General features: G+C 70.5%; 13 protein-coding genes. 6 read left to right on the top strand and 7 right to left on the bottom strand.

Going from position 1 to position 20,409, the window contains the following annotated elements:
- Positions 1-51 precede the first annotated feature (51 nt).
- The 3 genes from ACWD5D_RS11420 to ACWD5D_RS11410 form a co-directional block, all read right to left on the bottom strand.
- A complete protein-coding gene (locus ACWD5D_RS11420; protein WP_451372584.1) occupies positions 52-540 on the bottom strand; it encodes a hypothetical protein in 489 nt (162 codons plus the stop codon).
- A complete protein-coding gene (locus ACWD5D_RS11415) occupies positions 537-1,433 on the bottom strand; it encodes a DUF6083 domain-containing protein (RefSeq protein ID WP_451372583.1) in 897 nt (298 codons plus the stop codon). The genes ACWD5D_RS11420 and ACWD5D_RS11415 overlap by 4 nt, the downstream gene beginning before the upstream one ends.
- A gap of 160 nt (positions 1,434-1,593) precedes the next feature.
- Positions 1,594-1,857 carry a helix-turn-helix transcriptional regulator gene (locus ACWD5D_RS11410; protein ID WP_451372582.1) on the bottom strand — a complete coding sequence of 88 codons (264 nt, stop codon included), beginning with the start codon at positions 1,855-1,857 and terminating at the stop codon, positions 1,594-1,596.
- A 522-nt stretch (positions 1,858-2,379) separates the two neighbouring features.
- Between ACWD5D_RS11410 and ACWD5D_RS11405 the strand changes: the two genes are divergently transcribed.
- From ACWD5D_RS11405 to ACWD5D_RS11380, 6 genes are all read left to right on the top strand, one after another.
- Positions 2,380-3,108: a hypothetical protein gene (locus ACWD5D_RS11405; protein WP_451372581.1), complete on the top strand. Its 729-nt coding sequence runs from the start codon at positions 2,380-2,382 to the stop codon at positions 3,106-3,108.
- A gap of 367 nt (positions 3,109-3,475) precedes the next feature.
- Entirely contained in the window at positions 3,476-7,507 is a 4,032-nt protein-coding gene (locus ACWD5D_RS11400; RefSeq protein ID WP_451372580.1) for an AAA domain-containing protein, read from the top strand.
- Entirely contained in the window at positions 7,504-8,334 is an 831-nt protein-coding gene (locus tag ACWD5D_RS11395; protein ID WP_451372579.1) for a hypothetical protein, read from the top strand. The genes ACWD5D_RS11400 and ACWD5D_RS11395 overlap by 4 nt, the downstream gene beginning before the upstream one ends.
- Positions 8,335-8,476: 142 nt before the next feature.
- Positions 8,477-8,680 carry a hypothetical protein gene (locus ACWD5D_RS11390; RefSeq protein WP_451372578.1) on the top strand — a complete coding sequence of 68 codons (204 nt, stop codon included), beginning with the start codon at positions 8,477-8,479 and terminating at the stop codon, positions 8,678-8,680.
- A 275-nt stretch (positions 8,681-8,955) separates the two neighbouring features.
- Positions 8,956-9,744, top strand: a complete 789-nt coding sequence (locus tag ACWD5D_RS11385; protein WP_451372577.1) for a hypothetical protein — start codon at positions 8,956-8,958, stop codon at positions 9,742-9,744.
- Positions 9,745-9,782: 38 nt separating this feature from the next.
- Positions 9,783-11,072, top strand: a complete 1,290-nt coding sequence (locus ACWD5D_RS11380) for a hypothetical protein (RefSeq protein WP_451372576.1) — start codon at positions 9,783-9,785, stop codon at positions 11,070-11,072.
- 254 nt (positions 11,073-11,326) lie between these two features.
- Here ACWD5D_RS11380 and ACWD5D_RS11375 read toward each other — a convergent pair whose 3' ends face one another.
- Genes ACWD5D_RS11375 through ACWD5D_RS11360 form a run of 4 tightly spaced genes read right to left on the bottom strand, consistent with a single transcriptional unit; the run spans position 11,327 to position 20,344 of the window.
- Positions 11,327-12,562: a TIGR02679 domain-containing protein gene (locus ACWD5D_RS11375; RefSeq protein ID WP_451372575.1), complete on the bottom strand. Its 1,236-nt coding sequence runs from the start codon at positions 12,560-12,562 to the stop codon at positions 11,327-11,329.
- The gene (locus ACWD5D_RS11370; RefSeq protein ID WP_451372574.1) at positions 12,562-17,571 is read right to left on the bottom strand and encodes an SbcC/MukB-like Walker B domain-containing protein; all 5,010 of its coding nucleotides are present in this window, start codon (positions 17,569-17,571) and stop codon (positions 12,562-12,564) included. The genes ACWD5D_RS11375 and ACWD5D_RS11370 overlap by 1 nt, the downstream gene beginning before the upstream one ends.
- A complete protein-coding gene (locus tag ACWD5D_RS11365; RefSeq protein ID WP_451372573.1) occupies positions 17,568-18,863 on the bottom strand; it encodes a DUF2398 family protein in 1,296 nt (431 codons plus the stop codon). The genes ACWD5D_RS11370 and ACWD5D_RS11365 overlap by 4 nt, the downstream gene beginning before the upstream one ends.
- Entirely contained in the window at positions 18,860-20,344 is a 1,485-nt protein-coding gene (locus ACWD5D_RS11360; protein WP_351343770.1) for a DUF2397 family protein, read from the bottom strand. The genes ACWD5D_RS11365 and ACWD5D_RS11360 overlap by 4 nt, the downstream gene beginning before the upstream one ends.
- Between the last annotated feature and the right edge of the window lie 65 nt (positions 20,345-20,409).

The following is a 20,409-nucleotide window of genomic DNA, read 5'->3' as shown; positions in this document are numbered from 1 at the left end:
GGACGGCGGTATCCGCTGTCGTCCTGGCAGAGTGCCGGTCGCAGGACGGGCTCACGGCTCTGTCGGGACGAAGCGGTGATGCCGACCGAGATGGGTGCGGGCCGCGCACACCAGGACTTCCTCGAGGGTGTGGTGGGCGAGCAGGCTTTCGAACCGGTCCTCCAGCCGCCGAGCGCGTTCCTGTTCATGCCGGGCAAGGTCTGAGGTCACGCACTGCCCGAGCACATCCTGCGGCCTCTGCCCCCGGGCCGCTGCGGCCCGGCGGAGAACGGCATCGGTCCGGTGGCTGAGAGCGATGTTGATCAGAACCTGGCCGCGCCGGTCCGGGTAGTGCGTGGTCATGATGTCGATCGGCAGCCGCGTGCCCAGCCGGCGCCGCAGCACGTGCAGGGCACCGCCGGCACTGCGCGCGCCCTGGACCGCCATCAGCCGGGCACGGTCCGCGTTGGCGGCCAGCCGGACGCTTTCTCGGGCGTGCCGGAGCTCGCTATGGGTGGCGGGCCTGGTCAGGGTGATCTCTACGGCACGGAGCGGCGTCATGGGCGGACTGCCCCGTCTGCCCTGCCCATCAGGCCGGGGCCTCGGGTGCGGGCGGGCAGGCGGTTGTGGACGTGCTCGTGGTGGCGGAGCGGGTCGAAAGGCTCCCAGTCGGCCACTGCCAGGTCGGCGGCCGCGGGGATAGCGGCGTGCTGCCAGCAGCGCTGTGCGCGCCAGCGCAGCTGCTCGGCGTAGGGGATGCCGCTGAGGTCGTAGACCGCCATGACCGCGGCGGGCAGGGCCAGCTGACCGCTCGTAGCAGTGGCCGGGACCAGCGTCCAGGTGCCGGCCGGGGCGTCGGGGGAGAGCAGGGTACTGGTGCAGCGGTGACGGCGCCGGGTCTGGGCGATGCACTGGATCTCCTCCACCGGGCGGGCGGCAAGGTAGCGCACGTACAGCAGCTGCACGATGGGACGGGCCGGGCGGCAGACCGCCGGGTCCTCTCCTTGGGGGGCCGGGCTGTCCAGAGACGCCGGGGGAGGGGTGAAGACGCCGGCGTCGATCAGGCGGCGGGTGTTCACGGCCAGCGACCGGCGCAGCTCGGCCAGCTCGGGAGGGGGCGGGGGAACGTCTCGGGCGGGACAGACGGCGGCATGCGGCAGGCGGCACCAGCTACTGCCGTCTCCAGCCGGGTAGGCAACACCGGAGCTGACATGCCAGCGGCATGCGGCGGGCACCCGGGCGGCCGGAAGCTCCCGCGGATGAAGGCGGACGGGCCGCTGAGTGCCGCGGTGGTACCACTCGATCCGGTTGCCGCACTCGCGGCACCGGTCGCCTTGGCCACAACGCAGCAGCCGGCTGCCGCCGTTGGGGGAGACATGCAGGGAACGGCGCACGCGGTGGGCGAGGGGGCTTCCGTCCCAGTGCCGGGCCACGGGAGATGGTGTGGAGCGCATGCGGGCGAACCTGCCAGCCACCACGCCGGTTTTGCCTCAGCAGTGCTGACGGGTCGCCCGGTCGGCCTCACAGCGTGCGACTGGTGCGCGAGTGTACGGTCGCGCGTTCGATATGGTCTCGCCGGTTCGAGTGGTTCGCGGCAGTCGTCTTGGCGGGCTGTCAGCTACCCGCCGGGCCGGGCAGGTCGTGCCCGTGACACAGGGTGCTGAAGAGCTCGTCGAGCGGGGTGTCCAGGGCGTGGGCGAGGGCGTGCCAGGTCTTCAGCGTGCCGATGGTGCGGCCCTGCTCGATCTCGATGACGGTGCGTCTGGCCAGGCCGCTGCGGGCTGCGAGCTCGTCGTAGCTCCACCCGCGCGCGGCCCGCAGACGCGCGAGCTCCAACCGCAGCGCGTCGAGGTCCGGATCGGGCGGCAAGATCGTCACCCGTCCATCCGACGGTGCAGACCCATGCCCTGTCAGTGCAGACCTCTGCCCTATTTTCCCAGGTGATGGCGGCCGCGGGAGGGCAGAGGTCTGCACTACGGTGGTCGGCCGTCCCCACAACCAAGAACGGGACCGGCGTGGAAGCGACAGGAGGAACACGCGCCCATGAGGCTGCGCACAGCATGTCCGGCAACGCCACGCGCCTGGACCGTGGAACTACGCTCGCACGCCAGCGGGCTTGTCCTCGTATGCCAACAATGCCCGCACAGCGGCGGGCAGATCACAGCAACCTCCGCTCGCTCGGTCGCCCTTGCCCATCTCGCACGGCACGCACGCGGCGATCTTTGTCCCTCGCACCTACGGATCTGCCAGTGCCATGAACGCGGCTGCCGGTGGCACCCCCGCCACCGCGGCTGCGCCGGCCCCATCCGCCTCCTCCTCGCACGCGAACGCGGCGGACGGGTATGGCGGCTCGCCGACGCCTGCAGCGCCTGTGCCGCAGCGACAGCACAGGCCGCCGTAGTGCCCGACACCGTCCTCGCTCGCGTACCGCTGCACCCGAAAATCGCCCGGCGGCACAGACGCCGCCCCAAGGGACCGGACGAACGGATCCGGGTCCGCGAAATCCTCAGCTACCTGGCCGCTGCCCTTCCAGCGGGCACTTCGGCCGCCGCGCGCCTGCTCGCGCTGCAGTGCGCGCTCCGCGTGGACATCAGAATGCACGTCCGGCTGCCCAATGGCGTGCTGCGCAGCCTCCGCCTCAACGCCGTCCAGGACCCATGGCGCGAGCTGGAGCACGCGCGATGGCTTCGCATCATCCCCGGTAACGCGGCCAACGAGGTTGTAGCTGAACTACTTGACGCCGCGGTGCTCGGCCAAGCCCCAGCCCGCCCCGACCGGATGCGTGCCGCGGACTGGGCACTGCGCGTCAGTTCCTCCTCGGCAGCAGGTGCAATCGGACCGCTGCCGCAACTGGCGAGCGCCTACCTCGCGGCGCACGCCGACCCGCAAGACGGCAGCGGTCTGAGCGAGCTCGACCAGATGACGCGCGCCTGTGGCGTCCCGCTCGCGGAACTACCCACCCTGCTTGACCAACTGGCAGCAACCGGGCTGCTCAGGTCATGGCAGGCCTGCCCAGACTCGGGAGACCTGCGCTGGACCCTCGCGTACGGAAGGGGAATCCACGACACCAGCCGCCGGTACGACACGGCCGCTCCAGGCAACGCGGATGAGGGAGGAGCACGATCTTGAGTGTGCGACAGCCGCTCGGGCGAAAGACGCCGCGGCACGCCTGATCTTGAACAGGACGCCGTCTTGTCTGGCGGACGGCCGGCCTCGACCGGATCCCGCACCGCCCCGTTCCAGCCGCGTCCTTGATCTCTTCCCGGAGTCGACAGACGGCACAGTGGTGTCTTCCGGGCGCCCGTAGTGCGCCGTGTGTGCTTCTTTCGCGCCCTGTGCGCGCTCCAACTCTGCCTGTTTCAACGTGTCTTTGCCTCCTACGTTGGTCTGTTCGCCTGCAGGGGCGGGCTCCGGCGCTCGGCGGGCCGGGTTCGGCGGACGAACCAGCCAAGGGGGATACGTGGATGCCATAGTGCGGCACGCTCGTCGGGAGAAAGTGGCCGCTGAGGCACAGCAGTGGGCCGACGCTCTGGTCGACTTCGGGCCCTACAACACTTTGTTGCACTTCAAGGACACCAAAACCGCGTCGCTGGATGTGACCGGAGCGAATCCGCAGGCTCTGACCTCGCTCCTGGCCGGACGCAAAACCCGCCTGGCCGCCCTGTTCCCCGCTGCCGCCGACCACGGTCCTGCCTGCACTCGGGCACGGAGCCTGCGCCGCAGGATGGTGGAACTGGACGAGGAACAGGGCATCGAGGCCGGGCGCCTGGCCCTTGGCCTGTTGCGCGTCGACCCGCCGCCCACACGCGGCAGCACCCCTGTGTCAGCGCTGCGCGCCCCGCTGCTCCTGCAGCCTCTGGCCATCCAGCCGCGCACCGCGTCCGAGAACGACTTCGTCCTCGCGACGGTGGGCGAGGCGGAGATCAATCCGGTGCTGCTGTACGCGCTCAGCCGCCAGTACGGCATGGACGGCGATACGGAAATCCTTGCCGACAAGGTGTCCACCGCACTGGAGGAATGCGCGGACCCGGCCGACCGCATCCCCCTCGCCTACGAGATCCTCGAGGCCTTTCTCGTCCGCAGCAACCTGACGGCCGAACTGGAAGAACGCATCGTGGCGGGCGTCTTCAGCTTCGACCGGCTGCCCATGGTCCAGGACCTGCGCAACGCCACCGACCTGCTGGCCGACCACCCGGTCATCGCCGCCCTGGCCGGCGACCGGGAAGCAAACCGTGCCCTGGCCGAGGCCACCGGCCCGCGCGCTCCAGCCAGCGCCGACGACATCCCGCCCCGCTCGGAGTACCTCGTTCTCGACGCGGACGCCTCCCAGCAAAAAGCCATCAGCGCCGCGCTGGCCGGCTCCCACCTGGTGATCGAAGGACCACCGGGAACGGGCAAGAGCCAGACCATCGCCAACCTGATCGCCACCTTCTCGGCCCAGGGCAAACGCATCCTGTTCGTCGCCGAGAAACGCGCCGCGATCGAAGCCGTCACCGACAACCTCGCCACCGTGGACCTGGACGGCCTGGTCTTCGACCTCCACGGCAACAAACTCAGCCGCCGCCAGATCGCCCAGCAACTCCACGACGCCCTGGAGCGCGCAGGCCAGCAGGCTCCGCCCCGCCCGGCCGACCTGCACACCGGCCTGGCCCACTACCGCGAGGAAACCCTCCGGCACATACAGGAGTTCCACCAGCCGCTCGATCCTTGGCAGGTGAGCCCGCACCAGGCGATCACCCACCTGATGGGCTGCCCGCCCGCCCATCACACCCGCCTGCGGCTGCGCGGCCCCGCACTGCGCCACCTCCACGGCGAGCACCATCGCCGGACCGAGCAGGATCTGCGGACCTTCGTCGCCAAGAAAGGACTGACCATCCGCCGCGGCGAATCCCCCTGGTCCCACACCCAGGCCCGCACCGATGACGAACTGCGCGCCGTGGTGGCCGGCCTCGACCAGCTCACCGGCACAGCACTGAGCGACACCCGCCGCACCCTTGCCCACCTGGTGGACACCGCAGGCCTGCGCCCGGCCGACGACCTCCAGGGATGGCAGGCCCTGCTCACCCTGCTGCAGGACGTCACCGCGACACTGGCCCGCTTCGAAGCAGCCGTCTTCGCCCCCGGCCTGGACGAGCTCATCGCCGCCACCGCGAGCCGCGCCTGGCGCAAGGAGCACGACCGGAACATCAGCTGGTGGAACCGCCGGAAACTGATCAAAAAGGCGCGTGGCCTGACCAAGGACGGTCTGCGCGAACGCCCCGCTCTGCACGCCGCCCTCCTCCGGGCCGCCGAGCAGCACACCCGCTGGCAGACGCTGTCCGTGACCGGCAATGCGACCCCCTGGACCGTCCCCGGACTCACCCGCGCCCTGACCGCGTTCACGGATCTGCAGAGCCGTCTGGCCGCGATAGCCCTGTGCGTGCGCTGGGACGGCTGGCAGACCGCTCCCGCCGACGACGTAGACAAAACCATTCAGCGCCTCGACGGCGACCGCGACACCCTGCTGCGCATGCCCGAACTCAACCAGCTCACCGACCGCCTCGAAGCGGCCGGACTCGGCGGCCTCCTCGACGAGCTGGCACACACGGACGCCGACCCCGACACGGCGGTGGCCACCTTCGACTACCTGTGGTGGTCATCGGTGCTGGAGGAGGCGCACATGCGCTCCGCCTACCTGCGCTCCTTCACCCGCCTCGAACACGACCACGTCGTCGAGCAGTTCCGCCGCAACGACCTCATCCACCGCGACAGCAACCCCGCCCGTGTCCGCTACGAAGTCGCCGTCCGGCTCCGCAAGGTCCGCGACGCCCACCCCGACCAGAACACCCTGGTGCGCACCCAAGCCCGCCGCAAGTCCCGGCACCTCTCGCTGCGCAGACTCGTCGAGAAGGCCCCTGACGTGCTGCTGGCCGCCAAGCCATGCTGGGCCATGTCGCCCCTCGTCGTCAGCCGTGTCCTGCCCGCCACCCGCCTGTTCGACGTCGTCATCTTCGACGAGGCCAGCCAGGTCCTGCCGCACGACGCGATGACCTCCATCATGCGCGCACGGCAGGTCATCGTCGCCGGAGACCCTCACCAACTCCCGCCCACCACCTTCTTCCAGCGCGTCCTCAGCGGCACACAAGAGGACACCGACGACGACCTCGACGATGCCGCGCCCCCGGCCGCCTACGAGTCACTGCTGGACCTGCTCTGCAGCCGCCTGCCCCACGTCCACACCCTGAAATGGCACTACCGCAGCCGCGACGAACGCCTGATCGCCTTCTCCAACCACACCATCTACGACGACCGGCTCGTCACCTTCCCCGGCACCACCCTCACCAGCCCCATCCGCCTGGTGGCCATCGACGGCCACGCCCAGCCCGGCCAGAGCGGCTCCCTCCCCGAGGAAGTCGAACGAGTCGTCGAACTGGCCCTCGACCACGCCACCCACACCCCCCATCTCAGCCTCGGCGTCATCACCATGGGCCAACGCCACGCCGACCGCATCAACCTCGCGCTGCGCCACGCCCTCCAAGACCACCCCGAACTCCAGGAGTTCTTCAGCCCCGACGCCGGAGCCCGGCGCCGCTTCTTCACCAAGAACCTCGAGCAGGTTCAGGGCGACGAACGCGACGCCATCATCCTCAGCATCGGCTACGGCAAAGCCGCCAACGGCCGGCTCTCCATGTCCTTCGGCCCGCTCAACAACGACGGCGGAGAGCGCCGTCTGAACGTCGCCATCACCCGCGCCCGCCAGTCGATGACCGTCGTCACTTCCTTCACCCACCACGACTTCGACCCCGGCAAACTCAAAAACACCCGCAACCGCGGACCCGAACTGCTGCGCGCCTTCCTCGAGTACTGCTCCCACGGAGGAGACCTCCAGCGCACCGGAACCGCACGCACCGACTGGAACCTCAACGGCTTCGAACAACAGGTCCTCGCCACCCTCGAAGCCGCCAACGTCCCCGTCACACCGCAGTGGGGCGTGTCCGGCTACCGCATCGACTTCGCCCTCGGCCACCCCGAACGCTCCGGCCAGATGATCCTCGCCGTGGAAACCGACGGCGAGCGCTACCACAGCGCTCCCAGCGCCCGAGACCGCGACCGCCTACGCCAGGCACACCTGGAACGACTCGGCTGGCGCTTCCACCGCATCTGGGCCGCCGACTGGTTCACCAACCCGAACACCGAAATCGACCGCCTCCTTGCTGTCTGGCGTGACGCCGTACGACAGGCCGACGAAACGCCCGCCGATCCCGCCCCCACGCCCGGTCCGGCAGCACCCCCGCCTCCAGCGGCGGCCACACGCCGCCCTCGCCCCGCCCTACCCGCGGCGGACCGCATCGGCGACTACTCCGACGCCGACCTGCTGGCCCTGGCGTCCTGGCTGTTGAGCGACGGATTCCAGCTCGACCGCGAGACCCGCATCAACCAGGCCATCACCGAACTGGGCTTCAAAAAGCGCGGCCGCGTCATCGTCGAGCGCCTCACCCGCGCCTTCGAACAGGCCCAGCACACGGCAGACAGGGAGACCCCGCAGTGAAACCTCTCGATCCCCTCACCCTCGAGCGCGTCGCCCGCCTCATCGTCGACATCGACGGCTCCTTCGAACGCCGGGGCTATCAGCTCACCCAGCTCCTCCAACGCGCCGGATGGCCCCAGCCCGCCGAGTACGACGGCTCACCCCGCATCCCCTGGCTCTCCGACATCCTCACCAGCACCGACGATGTGGCCGCCGTCAGCCGACTGCTGTGCCGCATCTGCGACCCGCTCGAATACGACGACGGCCTCGCCTCGGCCGACCTCGTGCGCCAGACGCTCAACACTCACCTCGCCGCCGAACAGCTCACCGTCACCTACGTCTCGGGACGCCCCGTCCTGGGCCAGCCCGGCACCGACGGCCACACCACCGTCTTCACCGTTCCCGACGACCTCGAAGCCCGCATACGGCCCCTCGTCAGCAGTGAAGCCTTCCTCCAGCAGCTCATGGAGCGCGTCACCGAAACCCAGATCTGCGAACAGCACGGCGCCTACGGCCTCACCCTCATCGGCATCGGCAGCTTCGCCGAAGCGCTGCTCCTGGACGTCCTCACCCACCGCGACCCCACCCTGCTGCAGGGCTTCGTCCTGCCCAACGGCAAGCTCGTGCCTCCCGAACGGACCAGCTTCTCCCTGCTGCTTGACACCGCCCGGTCCCGCGGCTGGATCCAGATGGACGCCCATGACTTCATGAAGATCGTCCGTGACTACCGAAACTTCGTCCACCTGCGCCAACAACAAGAACGAGGCGTCACACCCGACCGCGACACCGTCGGCATGTGCTGGGGCCCGGTCCTCGCCGTCCTCAACGACCTCGAGACCAGTCGCTAGCGGTTGGGCTGCGTCGTGTGCCCGCTATGCGTCGAGCGGTCAGGCGAATGCGGCGGCCTGGCGAGCCCGTTCAGGGATTTCGCGCACGCCCAGCACCACCTCCCGCAACTACGCCATCTCCCACAAGTGCGCCCTGGCAGGCATGCAATTCATGGGCGTCCACGCGCCCGTGCCGCTGTACTACGTCCTGGGCGACCTCCGTGTCCTGACACCCGCGGAGGTCCTCTACAACAGCTTCCACACCCTCCACCCCACCAGCGGCGCCTACCACCTGGTCAGTAGCCAGCGGGCCTTACCCTTCGACGACGTCCTCGGGACCGGCACCACCTACGAGCGCGCTGCCTGACCCCGACGGGCCCCACAGAGCGCTCTTCCTGGAATCGAGCATCCGGGCCCGAAGTCCGCGCCGGCATCAGAGACCCTTGGCCAACGGGCGACAACACCGTTCTTCCACCGCTACGGGGGCGCAGGTCTGATGGAGCTCACCTTCATGCCGTGTGATCAGGAGCAGGATGGTGGCGAGGCGTTGGTCGGAGAGGAGGGCTTGTGGAAGTGGGGGAGCGGTGGGCGTACCGGGTGGCGCCACACCACGGACCCGTTGCAGAGGTCGAGGTCCTGAAGATGGGCACGCAACGCCCGGTGCGGGTCAAAGTGCGCTTCGTCGCGGAGGAAGCGGAAGGCCGGCAGGAGTGGGTGCCGCCGGCCCGACTCCGCGTGGCCTGGCAGGACAAGGACGCCTGGCTGGCCCGCGAGGAGCGATGGAGCGAGCTGACGCGGGACAGTCCGGACGACGATGACACCGCATTTCGGGCGGTCGTCATCCTGTTCGACGAGCATCTGTGGGAGGGGGTGGTGTCCTTCGGCGTCAACTACCGTGACCGGGGCCTGCTGTACGTCGACGATGTCCCCGCGCTGACCGCGCTCGTCGACGTGCCCGAAAGCTTCTTCCGCAGCGATCCACGGGCCTTCACCGACACCGACGGCGCGCTGACCGCGCCCTGGCCCACCACCGTTGAGGTGGCACGACTCCTGGCCCGCACCCGAGCCGACCACCTGATGGCCGTCGTGGACAAACACGAACGCCAGGCACGTCAAGACGCCATCTACGGCCGCTTCTACCCCGGCCGCGGCAAGAATCCCGGCACCCACATCAGCGCCGAGATCTGCGCAGAGGTCGACCGCAGCAACCAACCCGCCTACAACCTGCTGCGCCAATGGTGCGGCGCCGACGTGGTCGAGAACTTCGAAGAACTCAAGGCCCTGCGCGACGAAGTCCTCCGCATCGGCCAGCTCATGGAGCAGGCCATCGGCTGCCTCCGCCAGGCCGGACAGGCCAAGGCCGCCGACCGCTTCCAGCGGGAACTCGGCATCCCCCTCGAGACGCTGCGTCAGGCCGAGCGCGACGACTGACACCCCCGACCGACCGGGCAGCCACGACAGGAAGATCCGTGTCCCGCACCAAGCTGAATGAGCGCCAACTCGAAGTCCTGCGCCGCATCTGCCATGGCCAGACGCCCATCACCTCCGACGACTCCGACCTCGTCACAACCGTCTACGCCCTGCGCAGTCGTGGCCTGGTCACCACAACCCGGGCCGACGGCCGCTGGAGCGCAGCCCCCACCGAAACCGGCCTCCAGCACCTCGCTCACACCGATACCGCGCTCGCCCCACGCCCAAGCGCCTCTGCCCCGTCGACGGCACCCGAGGCAGCCGAACTGATCACCAGACTTCAGCAAGCAGGTGGCACCCTGCACATCATCAACCCCACCCCGGACGAGCGGGCCCACTGGCGCCGCGTCCTGCACGCCGCACGCGCAGCCCATCTGGTCCCCGACGGCCACCATCTCCAGCACACCGGACGCGACAAAGGCGACCTGATTATCGCCCTGCGCCCCGGGCCACCGCCGCGACGCTCCACGCCCCCAAACGAGACCGTCCCCGTCCCCGACGACCTGCCCCCAGAAACCGTGCACCCCGCAGCCGCCGCAGCCCACATCCCGGCCTGCCCCGACTGCCAGCCCCGCGCCCGCCGCATCATCCATGCCCTCTGCCACGCAGCCGAAGCCAAGAACTACACGGTCAGCAACCCCGAGACCGGTTCAGCAGCCAGTCTGGTGATCACCATCGGCGACAGTTCCTTCCCGCTCTCCTTCCACGAAGGTTCCTACGAGGTCCCCGACCCCAGCGGCGCGAAGTACGCCTGGCAACGCGTGACGGCGCGCACCTCACGCCCATCCCACGAACTCGAACTCAGCCTCGAGCACACCTACGCCCATCGAGGCCGACGCTCTCACTGGGGAGACAGGCAACGCTGGCGCCTGGAAGACAAACTCCCCGCCCTGTTCCGAGAGATCGGCCACCGCGCACACGCCGAGTACGAACGACTGCAGGTCCAGCAGCGTAAGGAAGAAGAGACACGCCAACGCTGGCTGACTGCGATGCAGCAGGCTCGCACTGCCCTTCTGGAAGACCACCGGCTGAAGGCCCTGCGCACGCAGGTACAGGCCTGGCAGGAAGCCACTGCCATCCGCGCCTACTGCGACGCGCTCGAAGACCACCACGCCACCACCGACGTGGCCGAAGCAACCACTGCCTGGACCACCTGGGCCCGGGCCTATGCGGACCGCATCGACCCCGTACCTCACAACCCAGGACTACCGGACCCTCCGACGATCACACCAGAGGACCTGCGCCCGTACCTGCGTGGCTGGAGCCCGTACGAGTCCAAACGGGGATGACAGAAGGGTGTGTTTGAAGGCGTGTATGTCCGTGACGTGACAGGTTGGTCGGGGGCTTGTCGATCAGGTCTCGCTCCTGTGGTTGTTGATGTGGCGGACGGTATCGGCGGCTGCGCTGTTGGCTGTCCAATACCGCCTTCACCACACCCGAGCACCTCATTCAGACCATCTGGCACGGCATCGTCCCCACCTCATCGACGGATGCCTCACCGGGACCGAACTGTCCCTCACCCCAACGACTCCATGAGTCAAGCTCAGTAGGCGGAAGCGGGTGGGAGGAGGCGGTCCAGAACGGCGTCGTGTTCTTGGAACACCACCCGCCCCACGTTGCGCAGTTCGCGGGCGAGCTGCAGATCGATGTCTTCGGCGGGGAGCGGGCCCAGCAACACTGCGGACGGGTGGGTTCCGGCGTCGTGGAGTGTGGCCAGGTCCATGGCGACGAGTCTGGCGCCGTACAGACGGGCGACGGTGTGCGCGATGCCGAGCCCTGGCCCGTCCAGGTCGCCTGCGTACTGCAGCGCCACGCCCTGGTCGACGGCGAGTTGCAGCAGGGCGTGGTCGACGGCGCGCAGCTGTCCGCTGGTGCACGCCAGCGGCGCGGTGTGGCCGCAGGCGAGGGCGGCTTCGAGGACGGAGGGGTTCTCCACCACGGTGAGTACCTGGGTCGGGTCCAGATGTGGGGGAGTGCGGGTCAGGTCGAACAGGTGCAGCGCAACCGGGGCGACGGCGTCGCGTAGGCGCCGGTCGACCGATCCGTCGCCGATGGCCTGGACGTGGTGGAGCAGCACGGTGGCGGTGAGCCGGTCAGGGACGACTCCGGTCTGCTCGAGCAGGGCACGGATCCGGTCCGGCCGTGTCGGCTCGACCTGTCCGGTCAGTTCGGCGACCAGTGTGACGAGTCGACTGCCGGCGAGGGTGTCGAGGTCGAAGAAATGGGGGTCACCGGCGGTGTCGTGGGCGAGTTTGGGCAGCGAGACCGGCGGGTCGGCCGGCAGCCGTGTCGCCACAGCGGCGAGGGCGTCGACCAGCTTGCGCACCCCTGTGCCATCGTCGACGCCGATCCCGGCGGCGCGCATCCGCGCGACCAGCCCCGGACATGCTGGCAGCTGTGCGGCCGCGTACTGCCACACATCCTGGCGCAGCGCCGCGTCGCTCATGCGCTGCCGTGCGCGGTCGATCACCGGCCGTCCCACGGCATGCTCCACCAGTGCCACCAGGTCCTGTGGTTCCAGCTGCAGCACCTGGCGTAGCGCTCGTACCGGCACTCGCGCCCCGCGGGCGTCCACGACCACTGCGGAGGTGCCGCGCCGCAGCCGCCCTGCGTCGTCCAGCCACGCCCGCAACGCTGCTATCCCCGCCGGCGGCAGCCCGGTCACCCGCACACTTGCCATTGCTGCCGGATCCGTCCCGGCGCACAGCCGGTCGTGCACGGCGGACCACAGCGGGGCCAGTGCCTCATCGTCCGCGACCCATTCCCATGTCGTGCCCATCAGTCGGCCATCCCGCCGTCGAAGCCCAGGCCGAGGTCCAGCGTCAGCGGCTGCGCTTCGCCGTGGCCCTGCCACAGCCACGGCACCGTCACTCGGTGCTTCCCGCTGGTGATGACCTGGTGGATGACGACCTGCCCGGCCTCCTTCTTGATCACTGGGGTCATCGAGGGGGCGGTCGCCAGCACGTCGAACTCCCACCGGCGCAGCAGTCCCAGCATCTGCCGAAGGTTCGCGTCGTCGAACGCCGCATCCAGCTCGTCGATCGACAGCAGCCGCGGCCCGCGGTACTCCCCGCTGTACATCGACCACGCGGCCGCCAGCAGGGGCAGCATCGTGGCCAGGCGCCGTTCCCCGGTCGACAACGTCTCCAGCGGGTTCATGCCGCGCGGCTTGACCTCCTTGAAGCGGTCACCGTCCCCATCGCTGAACGAGGAGTGTGTCACCGAGATCGTCCACTCGTGCCAGGCCCGGTAGTCGAAGGTGTGCGCGACCCGATCCGCCCACGTGTCCCCGACGGACTCGTCCATCCGCTGCCGCAGCACGTCATACATCCGCTCGAACATCTCGTCCGAGGGGGGACTTTTCACCAGTTCCACCATGGCCTTCGCGTCCGCGTCCTTGCGCACCGCCCACTCGACCTTCACGCCGACCCGGGCCACCCCGGTACGCACGTCCGCCAGGGTCTGGCCGATCTGCCGCACCAGTTGCTGCGCGAGATCCTGGCGGACCTGAACGTCGCGCTGCAGCTGGGCGAACATGCTGGTCTTGATGGCCTTCTTGATGTCGGCGCGCAGGTCTTGCTCCAGCTGGGCGACTGCCGCGCGCAGTGCCTCCACCGCTGCGCGCAGGTCCTGGCCGCGGGCGGCGGCCGGGTCGGCGACCTCGGCACGCTGCCAACCGGTGCCCGAAATGTTGGTGAGGATGACCTGGCGGTTGAACCGGGCCAGTGCGCTGTTGGCGGTGCGGGCGGCGCCCTCGAGGGTCTTCAGCGCGGCGTCCCGGGCCCGGGACGCCGCGGCGAGCCGGTCCGCCCCCACCCCCGCGCCTGGCCCGGTGGGGCGGTCGGCCAGCAGGTGCCTGGCCCAGGCCAGTCCCGCGGTCAGGTTCGCGGGCCGGCCCTCCGGCCCGGTGGAGATGTCCTCGCCGACCAGGGCCAGGCCCTCGTCGACGAGCCGGCCCAACCGGGTAAGGCAGGCATCGCGGTGCTCCTCGGCCGCCTGACGCAGCGGCGCGACCTCATCCAGCCGCGCCCGAGCCGACGCCGCGTCAGCAGCAGCCTCTTCCTTGGCGCGTTGCAGCTCCTCCACCCGTGCCCGGGCGCGGTCGAGCGCACCGGTGACCTCCTGCAGCGAGGCGCGCAGCTCCTCGTACTCGGCGCCGTGCAGGCGCCGCATCTCCTCGACAGCCGCCTTCTCGCGTCCCGCGTCCACGGCGGTTTGCTCTGCCTCCCGGGCGGCGTCGGCCGCCAGGGTCCGCCAGCGTTCGGCGGTTGCCGCGTCCTGGCGTGCCCGTCCCGCGAGGTCGATCACCCGCCCTGCGGCGCCCCGCCAGGCCTCGACCTGCCGAAACATCAAGGTGGTGTCCTCGCGGTGGGCATCGGCCGCCTTCGGATCCGTGGGCAGTACGGTGCCGCCCCCCGCGTCGGCTGCCCGGTTCAACGCCCGCAGCGCCTGACGCACGGCCTCGCCGGCCCGGCGGTGCCGCTCGCGCGCGTCGGCCGTGCGCCTGATGGAGTGCTGCAACTGCTCGCTCGCGTCGTCCTCCTGCTGTTGGGCCGAGAAGACCTGATCCAGCGGCGGGAAACCGGCCTGCTCGGCATCGGCGTGCGCCTGGGCGTCCTTTGCCTGCTCCCACCCGGCGTGACTGGCGGCCGCGGTCCCGGCCGTCTCCCGCGCCGTGCCTTCAGCCGCCCGGGCTGCGGCCAGTGCCGCGGTCGCCACCTGTTCGGTGTGCCGTGCCTCCTGGGCCAGCAGCTCCAGCGCGCTGCGGCGCCGCGCGGCAGCCGCGTCCAGGGCGTGTAGTGCCTGCGCCAGCCCGCGTTCGGCCAGGCGGATGTCCTGGGCGGACCGGTTGCGGGTCTCCTGCAGCGCCCGGAGGAGGCCCTGCCACCTCTCACGGGCCTGCTCCCACCCGGCGGGGGAGGGGAACCGGTCCCGCTCCATCGCGGCGGCGTTCACCCGGGCGCGAGCGCGCGCAGTCTCCTCGCGTGCCCGATGCAATGCCCCCTGCGCATGGTCGAGTTGCTGCTCCAGGCTGGCTACGTGCTGGAGCCGGGCGCGTTCGCGGGCACTTTGCCCGATGAACCGCGCCTGGTAGCCGGCCGGTGCGACCGCGGTCGCCACCGCGATCGTGACCTGATCGTCCGCCGACGGGTCCAGGGGAATCGACTGCAGCAGCTGGTGGACCCGCTCGGGGGCGATCCGGCCCTGCGCGTCGGGCCGGAGTACGTCCGCCAGACTCGCTCCCGACGCCGCCGCAGCTCCAGGTCGCAGGGTCACATCCCCTGCCACCGCCTGTCCGTCGGCACGGACCAGTGCGTCCAGCAGGCCACTGACCAGCAGAGCACCCTCGAGGCGATCTCTGGCCTCGTCAGTCAGGTGTTCGGCGAAGTCCACCAGCGCCCACAACGGGGTGCCGTCCACGGGCTGTCGGCTGCGCCACAGCGGTGCCGGTGGCACCGGCGCCGCTTGTCGGGCCTGCTCCAGCTGCTGCTCCAGGTCGCGGACTGTCTCCTGCGCGAGTCCCGCCGCTTGGTCGGCGGCGTCCACCGCACGCTGGAGCCGTCCGGCGGCCGCTGCGTGCGCTCGCTCCAGGGACACCTGGATCTGCGCGACTGTCTGCATGGCGTCGACCGTGGTCCCGTCCCCGGCTGGCTCCGGCACCATGCCGACGTCGATCAGTACCGCGTCATGCCGCCACCGGCCGACCAGGCCCTGCCACTGCTCCCAGGCCGCCACGGCCGCCGATCCGGCCCCGTCCGCTGCCTCCTGAGCCTGCGCGACTGCGGCCTCCGCCTGTGCGACCTGCCGCAGGTGCGTCTCCTGGTGCTGCTCCCGGGCCACCTGCTCGGCCGCGTCCTGCTCCAGGGCCTCCTCCTGCGCCCCGCGCAATGCCTTCGAGGCGTGCTCGGCCGCGCTGAGTGCCTGCTCCCACAGCGTGCGTGCCTGCTCCCATGCCCCAGCCGCCTGCTCGGCCACCGCGCAGTCCGCGACTGCCTGCCGATGGTGCCCTGCCGCGTCGATCCTCGCCCGCGCCTCGCCCGCGACTTGAGCGAGCCCTGCTGTCAGTTTCCCGACGGGCAACCGCTCCCCGTCGCCGCGACCGTCCCGCACGAGCAGCTCGAGGGCGGGACCGCGCAACTCCACTGCCTCATCTGCCCACTGCCGCATCTCGTCCAGCAGCGTGTCCTCGGCCCGCGCCCGCGTCCTGCCCTTCTGGTCGGCCGTGGCCCGGTCCGTTTCCTCGACCCCTTCGGCCTCGCGCAGATCGGCCGCCGCCGCGACTTCCATTCCCTGCGCCGTCGCATGGTCTCCGAGCGCGGCTTCTACCTTCCGCATCTGGGAGATCCGGGTGTCCACCCACGCCAGCGGTGCCGCGCACGCCTCGTCGACCACGCCTGCAGCCACTGCCGCGGCCTCGGCCGCCACCAGCCGCTCGTCGAGGGTGAGCAGTCCCTCCAGGGCCGCATCCGCGCCCAGCCGGCCCCCCACCACCCGCAATGGCCCGGACACCGCCGACACGGCGCCCTGCGCCGACCGGACGCCATCCGCCGACTCCCGGGCGGCGCCCTCAGCCCGGGAAGCCTCGCCGCCGACCTCGTCCGACCGTTTGGCCGCCGTGCGGGCGGCAGCGGCCAGTTCGACCGCCCGCTGCTCACGCTGCGGAAGGACCGCGCCTGCGTGTCCACGCAGCTCCTCCTCCGCCGCGTTCTTGCGACCCTCCAACTCCCCGATCTCGGCTCGCGTCCCGGCCAGCAGCTCCACGGCCTCGGCTTCCCGCGCCCCGGCCTGCTGCGCCTCCTCACTCGCCTGGCGCTCACGCCTGGTCTGAGCGTCGAACCCGGTGTTCGCCGCGATGAGCGAGGCGGCCTCGACCACCGCCACCGCCTCCACGTACCGGCGATACGCCCGTTCCGCGCCCTGCAGCAGCTTCTCTTCCGCCTGGGCACGCTCCAACTGGTCCTCGAGTTCGGAGATCCGCTCCATTGCCTGAGCGATCACCGTCAGCCGTTCGCTGTCCAGCGCAGGCAGTGCGCTGGACAGCAGCCGGCCCATCTCGGCTGCGGAGATCGCCTCGGCAGTGCGCACACTGCGCAGGCTGCGCAGCACTCCCACCAGCGCGTCGAACTGCACCTCGTCCAGCGGGGCGAACAACTCCTCGCGTACCGCCCGCCGGTAGTCGTGCTCGTCCCCGACCACCCGCAGATGCTCCGACAACCGCGCCCGGTTCGAGGCCGCAGACGAGGAGCTGGAGGTGAAGGCCTGCCCCTGACAGGCAGCCAATTGCGCTGCGAGGTCACCGATCCGCACCGGCTCCCGGTCCACCTGCAGACTCAGCTGCTCCCCGACTCGTCCCCGCGCCAGGAAGAACACCCGGTGCACCGTCTTGCCGACTGCCCTCAGCCACAACCCGGTCGTCACATACTCCACAGTCCCGCCATCGGTGCGCCGCCCGTACTCCAGCCACCACACCCCCGTGCGGTCCTGCTGTTCGTCCCGGTCGGTGTGCCGGCTCAGCAACGTCCCCGCTGCCTTCCCCGACACCGACAAGGCGGTCTGCGACACATCCGCGTCCAACAGCACCGTGACCAGCATCGATGCCGACAAGGACTTCCCCGACCCGTTCGGTCCCGCGAGTGTCAGCCACCCGTTGGCGAACAGGAGTTCCTCCTCGGCCCAGGCCCAGGAGTTCACCACTCCGGCCCGTGTGGGCTGCCAGCGGCCCTCCGCGACCGGCATTCCCAGCCCAAGACCACCGGCCTGGACGGGCCCGTTTCCGGCGATCCTCACACGTCCCCCTCAGCCGGCTCGGCACCGGACGCCTCGCCGGGCTCCGGCCCCGCTGCTCCACGGGCGGCGTGCGCCACCCGCACCCGCCACAGGTGCACCCCGGGCGTCGCCTGCCACTGCTCCGTCTCACCTACCACCGGAACCAGCAGCCGCGCGGCCGCCAGCTCACTAATCGCTGCCCGCGCCAACGCGGGAAGCTGCGCCTTGTGACCGGCCGCCCAGTTCGGCATCACCGCCCGCACCTCCTCCAGTAGCTCCACTACGTCGCCCACCTGCACCACCGAACCAGTCCGGCCCCGCTCGGACAGATGAGCCAGTAGCGCCAGCGCGGCCTGCCGCTCCATCCGCCGCCCGTTGGGGAAGTCCATTGCGGTCCCGAGCCCGCTGGGATTGGTGACCTCCCACCAGTCCCGGCGCACTGTCACCCCCAATCCCAGGCTGGCCAGCAGTGCCAGCCCCCGCTCCCGGCCGGCCAGCGTGTGCAGGTATGCCGTCCCCGGCGTCTGCTCGTCGAAGGGATCCACGCCCGGGTCGTCCACCAGCCGCCGCAGCGCCTGCAGCCGCCGCTCCTCCAACGACGCCGTCTGATCCGGCTCCGGCATCATCGGGTCGAGCAGCGAAGCGGTCGACAATGCCGCCGCGTGCTCCTGCGGAGGCAGCGCGTCCAGGCCGAGCAGCGCGGGGGACAGTGACGAGAACCGTGCCGCCAGCCGGTCCCTCGAGGCCGTCACCACAAGGTCAGCGTCCTCGTCCATCACGACCCGCTCCAGGTCGGAGTCGGCCTCCACCGAACCCTCGGCCTCCAGCACCTGCAACGCGTCCACCAGGTTCTGCCGGTGCCAGCGGGCCTCCTGCTTCGACGTCCCCTCCCCTGCCACCCACTGCACCCGCGGCAGCCCACCAGAGGTAGCCTCCTCTGCGCACACCTGCGCGAGCGCCTGCATCAACTCCCGCACGCTCAACCGCGGCCGCCGCCACAACTGCTCGCACACCAGGCACACCAGCACCAGCGCCTCCTGGGACAGGAGCACCGGACGGCCTCCGCCGCGGGTTACCGAAGGCCCCCGGTCGCCAGGGACATCCACACGCCGCTTGTGCAGCCGGACCAGCTGCGCCACCTCCAGTACCTCGAACGTCCAGCCCAGTTCCGACCGGAACAGCCCCGCCAACGAGGCTTGCCCCTTTACAGCCGCCCGGTACAGCTCCGGCTCAGCCTCGGCGCGAAGCCGTCCTCGATCCGCCAGCACCCGGGCCGCATCCCGCAGATCGGCCTCCAACATCTCGCCGCTCATGCCGCCCCCTGCACATCCGCTTCGTCGGCCCGCTCGCTCGCATCGACACGGATACGCAGATCCGGGCCGGTCAGCACCCCTTCGGCCAACTCCACCCGGACCTGCCGGTCTGCCATCCCCGGCCGTACCCGCACCACGACGTTGGCCCCCTCGGCCACCGCAGACCCGAACCCCAGCACCGGGTCGAATTCCTGCAGCGCCGCCTCCACCGCCCGCAGCAAGATCACCGAAGCATCCGCTGCCAACCCCGCGAAATGCTCCAGCCCCACCTCTCCAGGCGTCACCAGCACCCGGGCAAACCGGCGGCGCAGCTGCGCCTCCTCGCGTGCCTGCGCCAGCGCGCCCTCCCGGTCCACGGTGGTGTCCGCCAGCTTCCGGGGCCTGCCTCCAGGCTTCCCCACCCGCTCATGCTCACGCAGCGTCACCTCTACGCGGTGCACCGTGAGTCCGGCTGCAGCCACCGTCGCATGCGCCACGTCCTCCTCGGCCGGCCCGATCTGAGCGTGCCACGCCGGCCAGTCCCCAAACGCCGCCCCGTACACGCGCCGCGCCTGCTCCTCGCCGCCCTGCCGGTGCAAACTACGCGCCACAGAGCGGAAGTCAGCCCCCAGATCCGCACCCCGCCTCCTGGCCGCGTATCGCCGGTCGATCGCGATCAGGAGCGTGTGCACAGCACCAGTCGCCGAAGCGATCAACCGGTAAACCGTCCCGTCCGGCGTGAACCACGCCTCCAAGTCGGCCAAGCGACGCATCCGCTCGTCCACCCAGCGCTGCTGCTCGGCCGGATCCACCAGCCCCGCGTGCACGGCCGCGGTCTCCACGACCGGACCGTGGCCCACCTCCCGCAACGCCGCCAGCGCGTCCCCCACCCGCCGCAGCGCCCGCCCATACTCCCGCGGGAACTGCCGCAGCGCCTCGAGCACCCGGTCCCGGTTCCTGCCGAACACGTCGTCGTCAGTGACATCGGACTGGACCATCTGCGCCAGCGCACCGTAGAAGTCGGCCGTAACCCGCTGGAGTTCGTCGATCCGGGTCCGCACATCATCGAGATCACCTGTCAGCAGCCCAGGATCACTCGTGAAATGCTCCAGCATCCGGCGGACCGTCTGCTCCACACCGTCCAGCAGCCGGCTCGGCAGCTGCAGTGCACGACGGGAGTCCAGCACCGCTGCCCGTACGGCGGCTACAAGCGCCCGACCCCGCAGCGTCAACGCCCAGGCCTCCTGCCGCGAGATCACCCCGCGATAGTTGCGCACCGGCGCCGCATAGTCCCTGAACGGCTTGGCCAGCTCCCACTTGGCCAGTTGCTCAAGCGACGACAGCAACTGCTCCTCGGCCAGCCCATCGTGGTAACCCACGGTGCGTAGTTGCTCGAGGATCTGAGCCGGTGTCCACATCGGGCCGCGGGTAGACAATTCCTCCAACGCAGCCAGCAGGGCCGTATAGCGTTCCCGCACGAGGTCCTCGGGCAGGGCGAACACAGTCCAGTCGCTGGACAGAACGCTCCGCCACCACTGTCGCGATTGATCCATTCCACCCCTCGCCT

Source organism: Streptomyces sp. NPDC002520, assembly GCF_053595235.1.
Note: the sequence above shows the minus strand (reverse complement) of the source record. Positions and strands in the feature narration are given on the sequence as shown.

Bases quoted from the DNA above. Each gene is read 5' to 3' on its own strand.
- ACWD5D_RS11390 (WP_451372578.1), top strand. From the start codon at position 8,477: ATGCAATTCATGGGCGTCCACGCGCCCGTGCCGCTGTACTACGTCCTG.
- ACWD5D_RS11375 (WP_451372575.1), bottom strand. From the start codon at position 12,562: ATGGGCACGACATGGGAATGGGTCGCGGACGATGAGGCACTGGCCCCG.
- ACWD5D_RS11385 (WP_451372577.1), top strand. From the start codon at position 8,956: ATGGGCACGCAACGCCCGGTGCGGGTCAAAGTGCGCTTCGTCGCGGAG.
- ACWD5D_RS11365 (WP_451372573.1), bottom strand. From the start codon at position 18,863: ATGAGCGGCGAGATGTTGGAGGCCGATCTGCGGGATGCGGCCCGGGTG.
- ACWD5D_RS11420 (WP_451372584.1), bottom strand. From the start codon at position 540: ATGACGCCGCTCCGTGCCGTAGAGATCACCCTGACCAGGCCCGCCACC.
- ACWD5D_RS11415 (WP_451372583.1), bottom strand. From the start codon at position 1,433: ATGCGCTCCACACCATCTCCCGTGGCCCGGCACTGGGACGGAAGCCCC.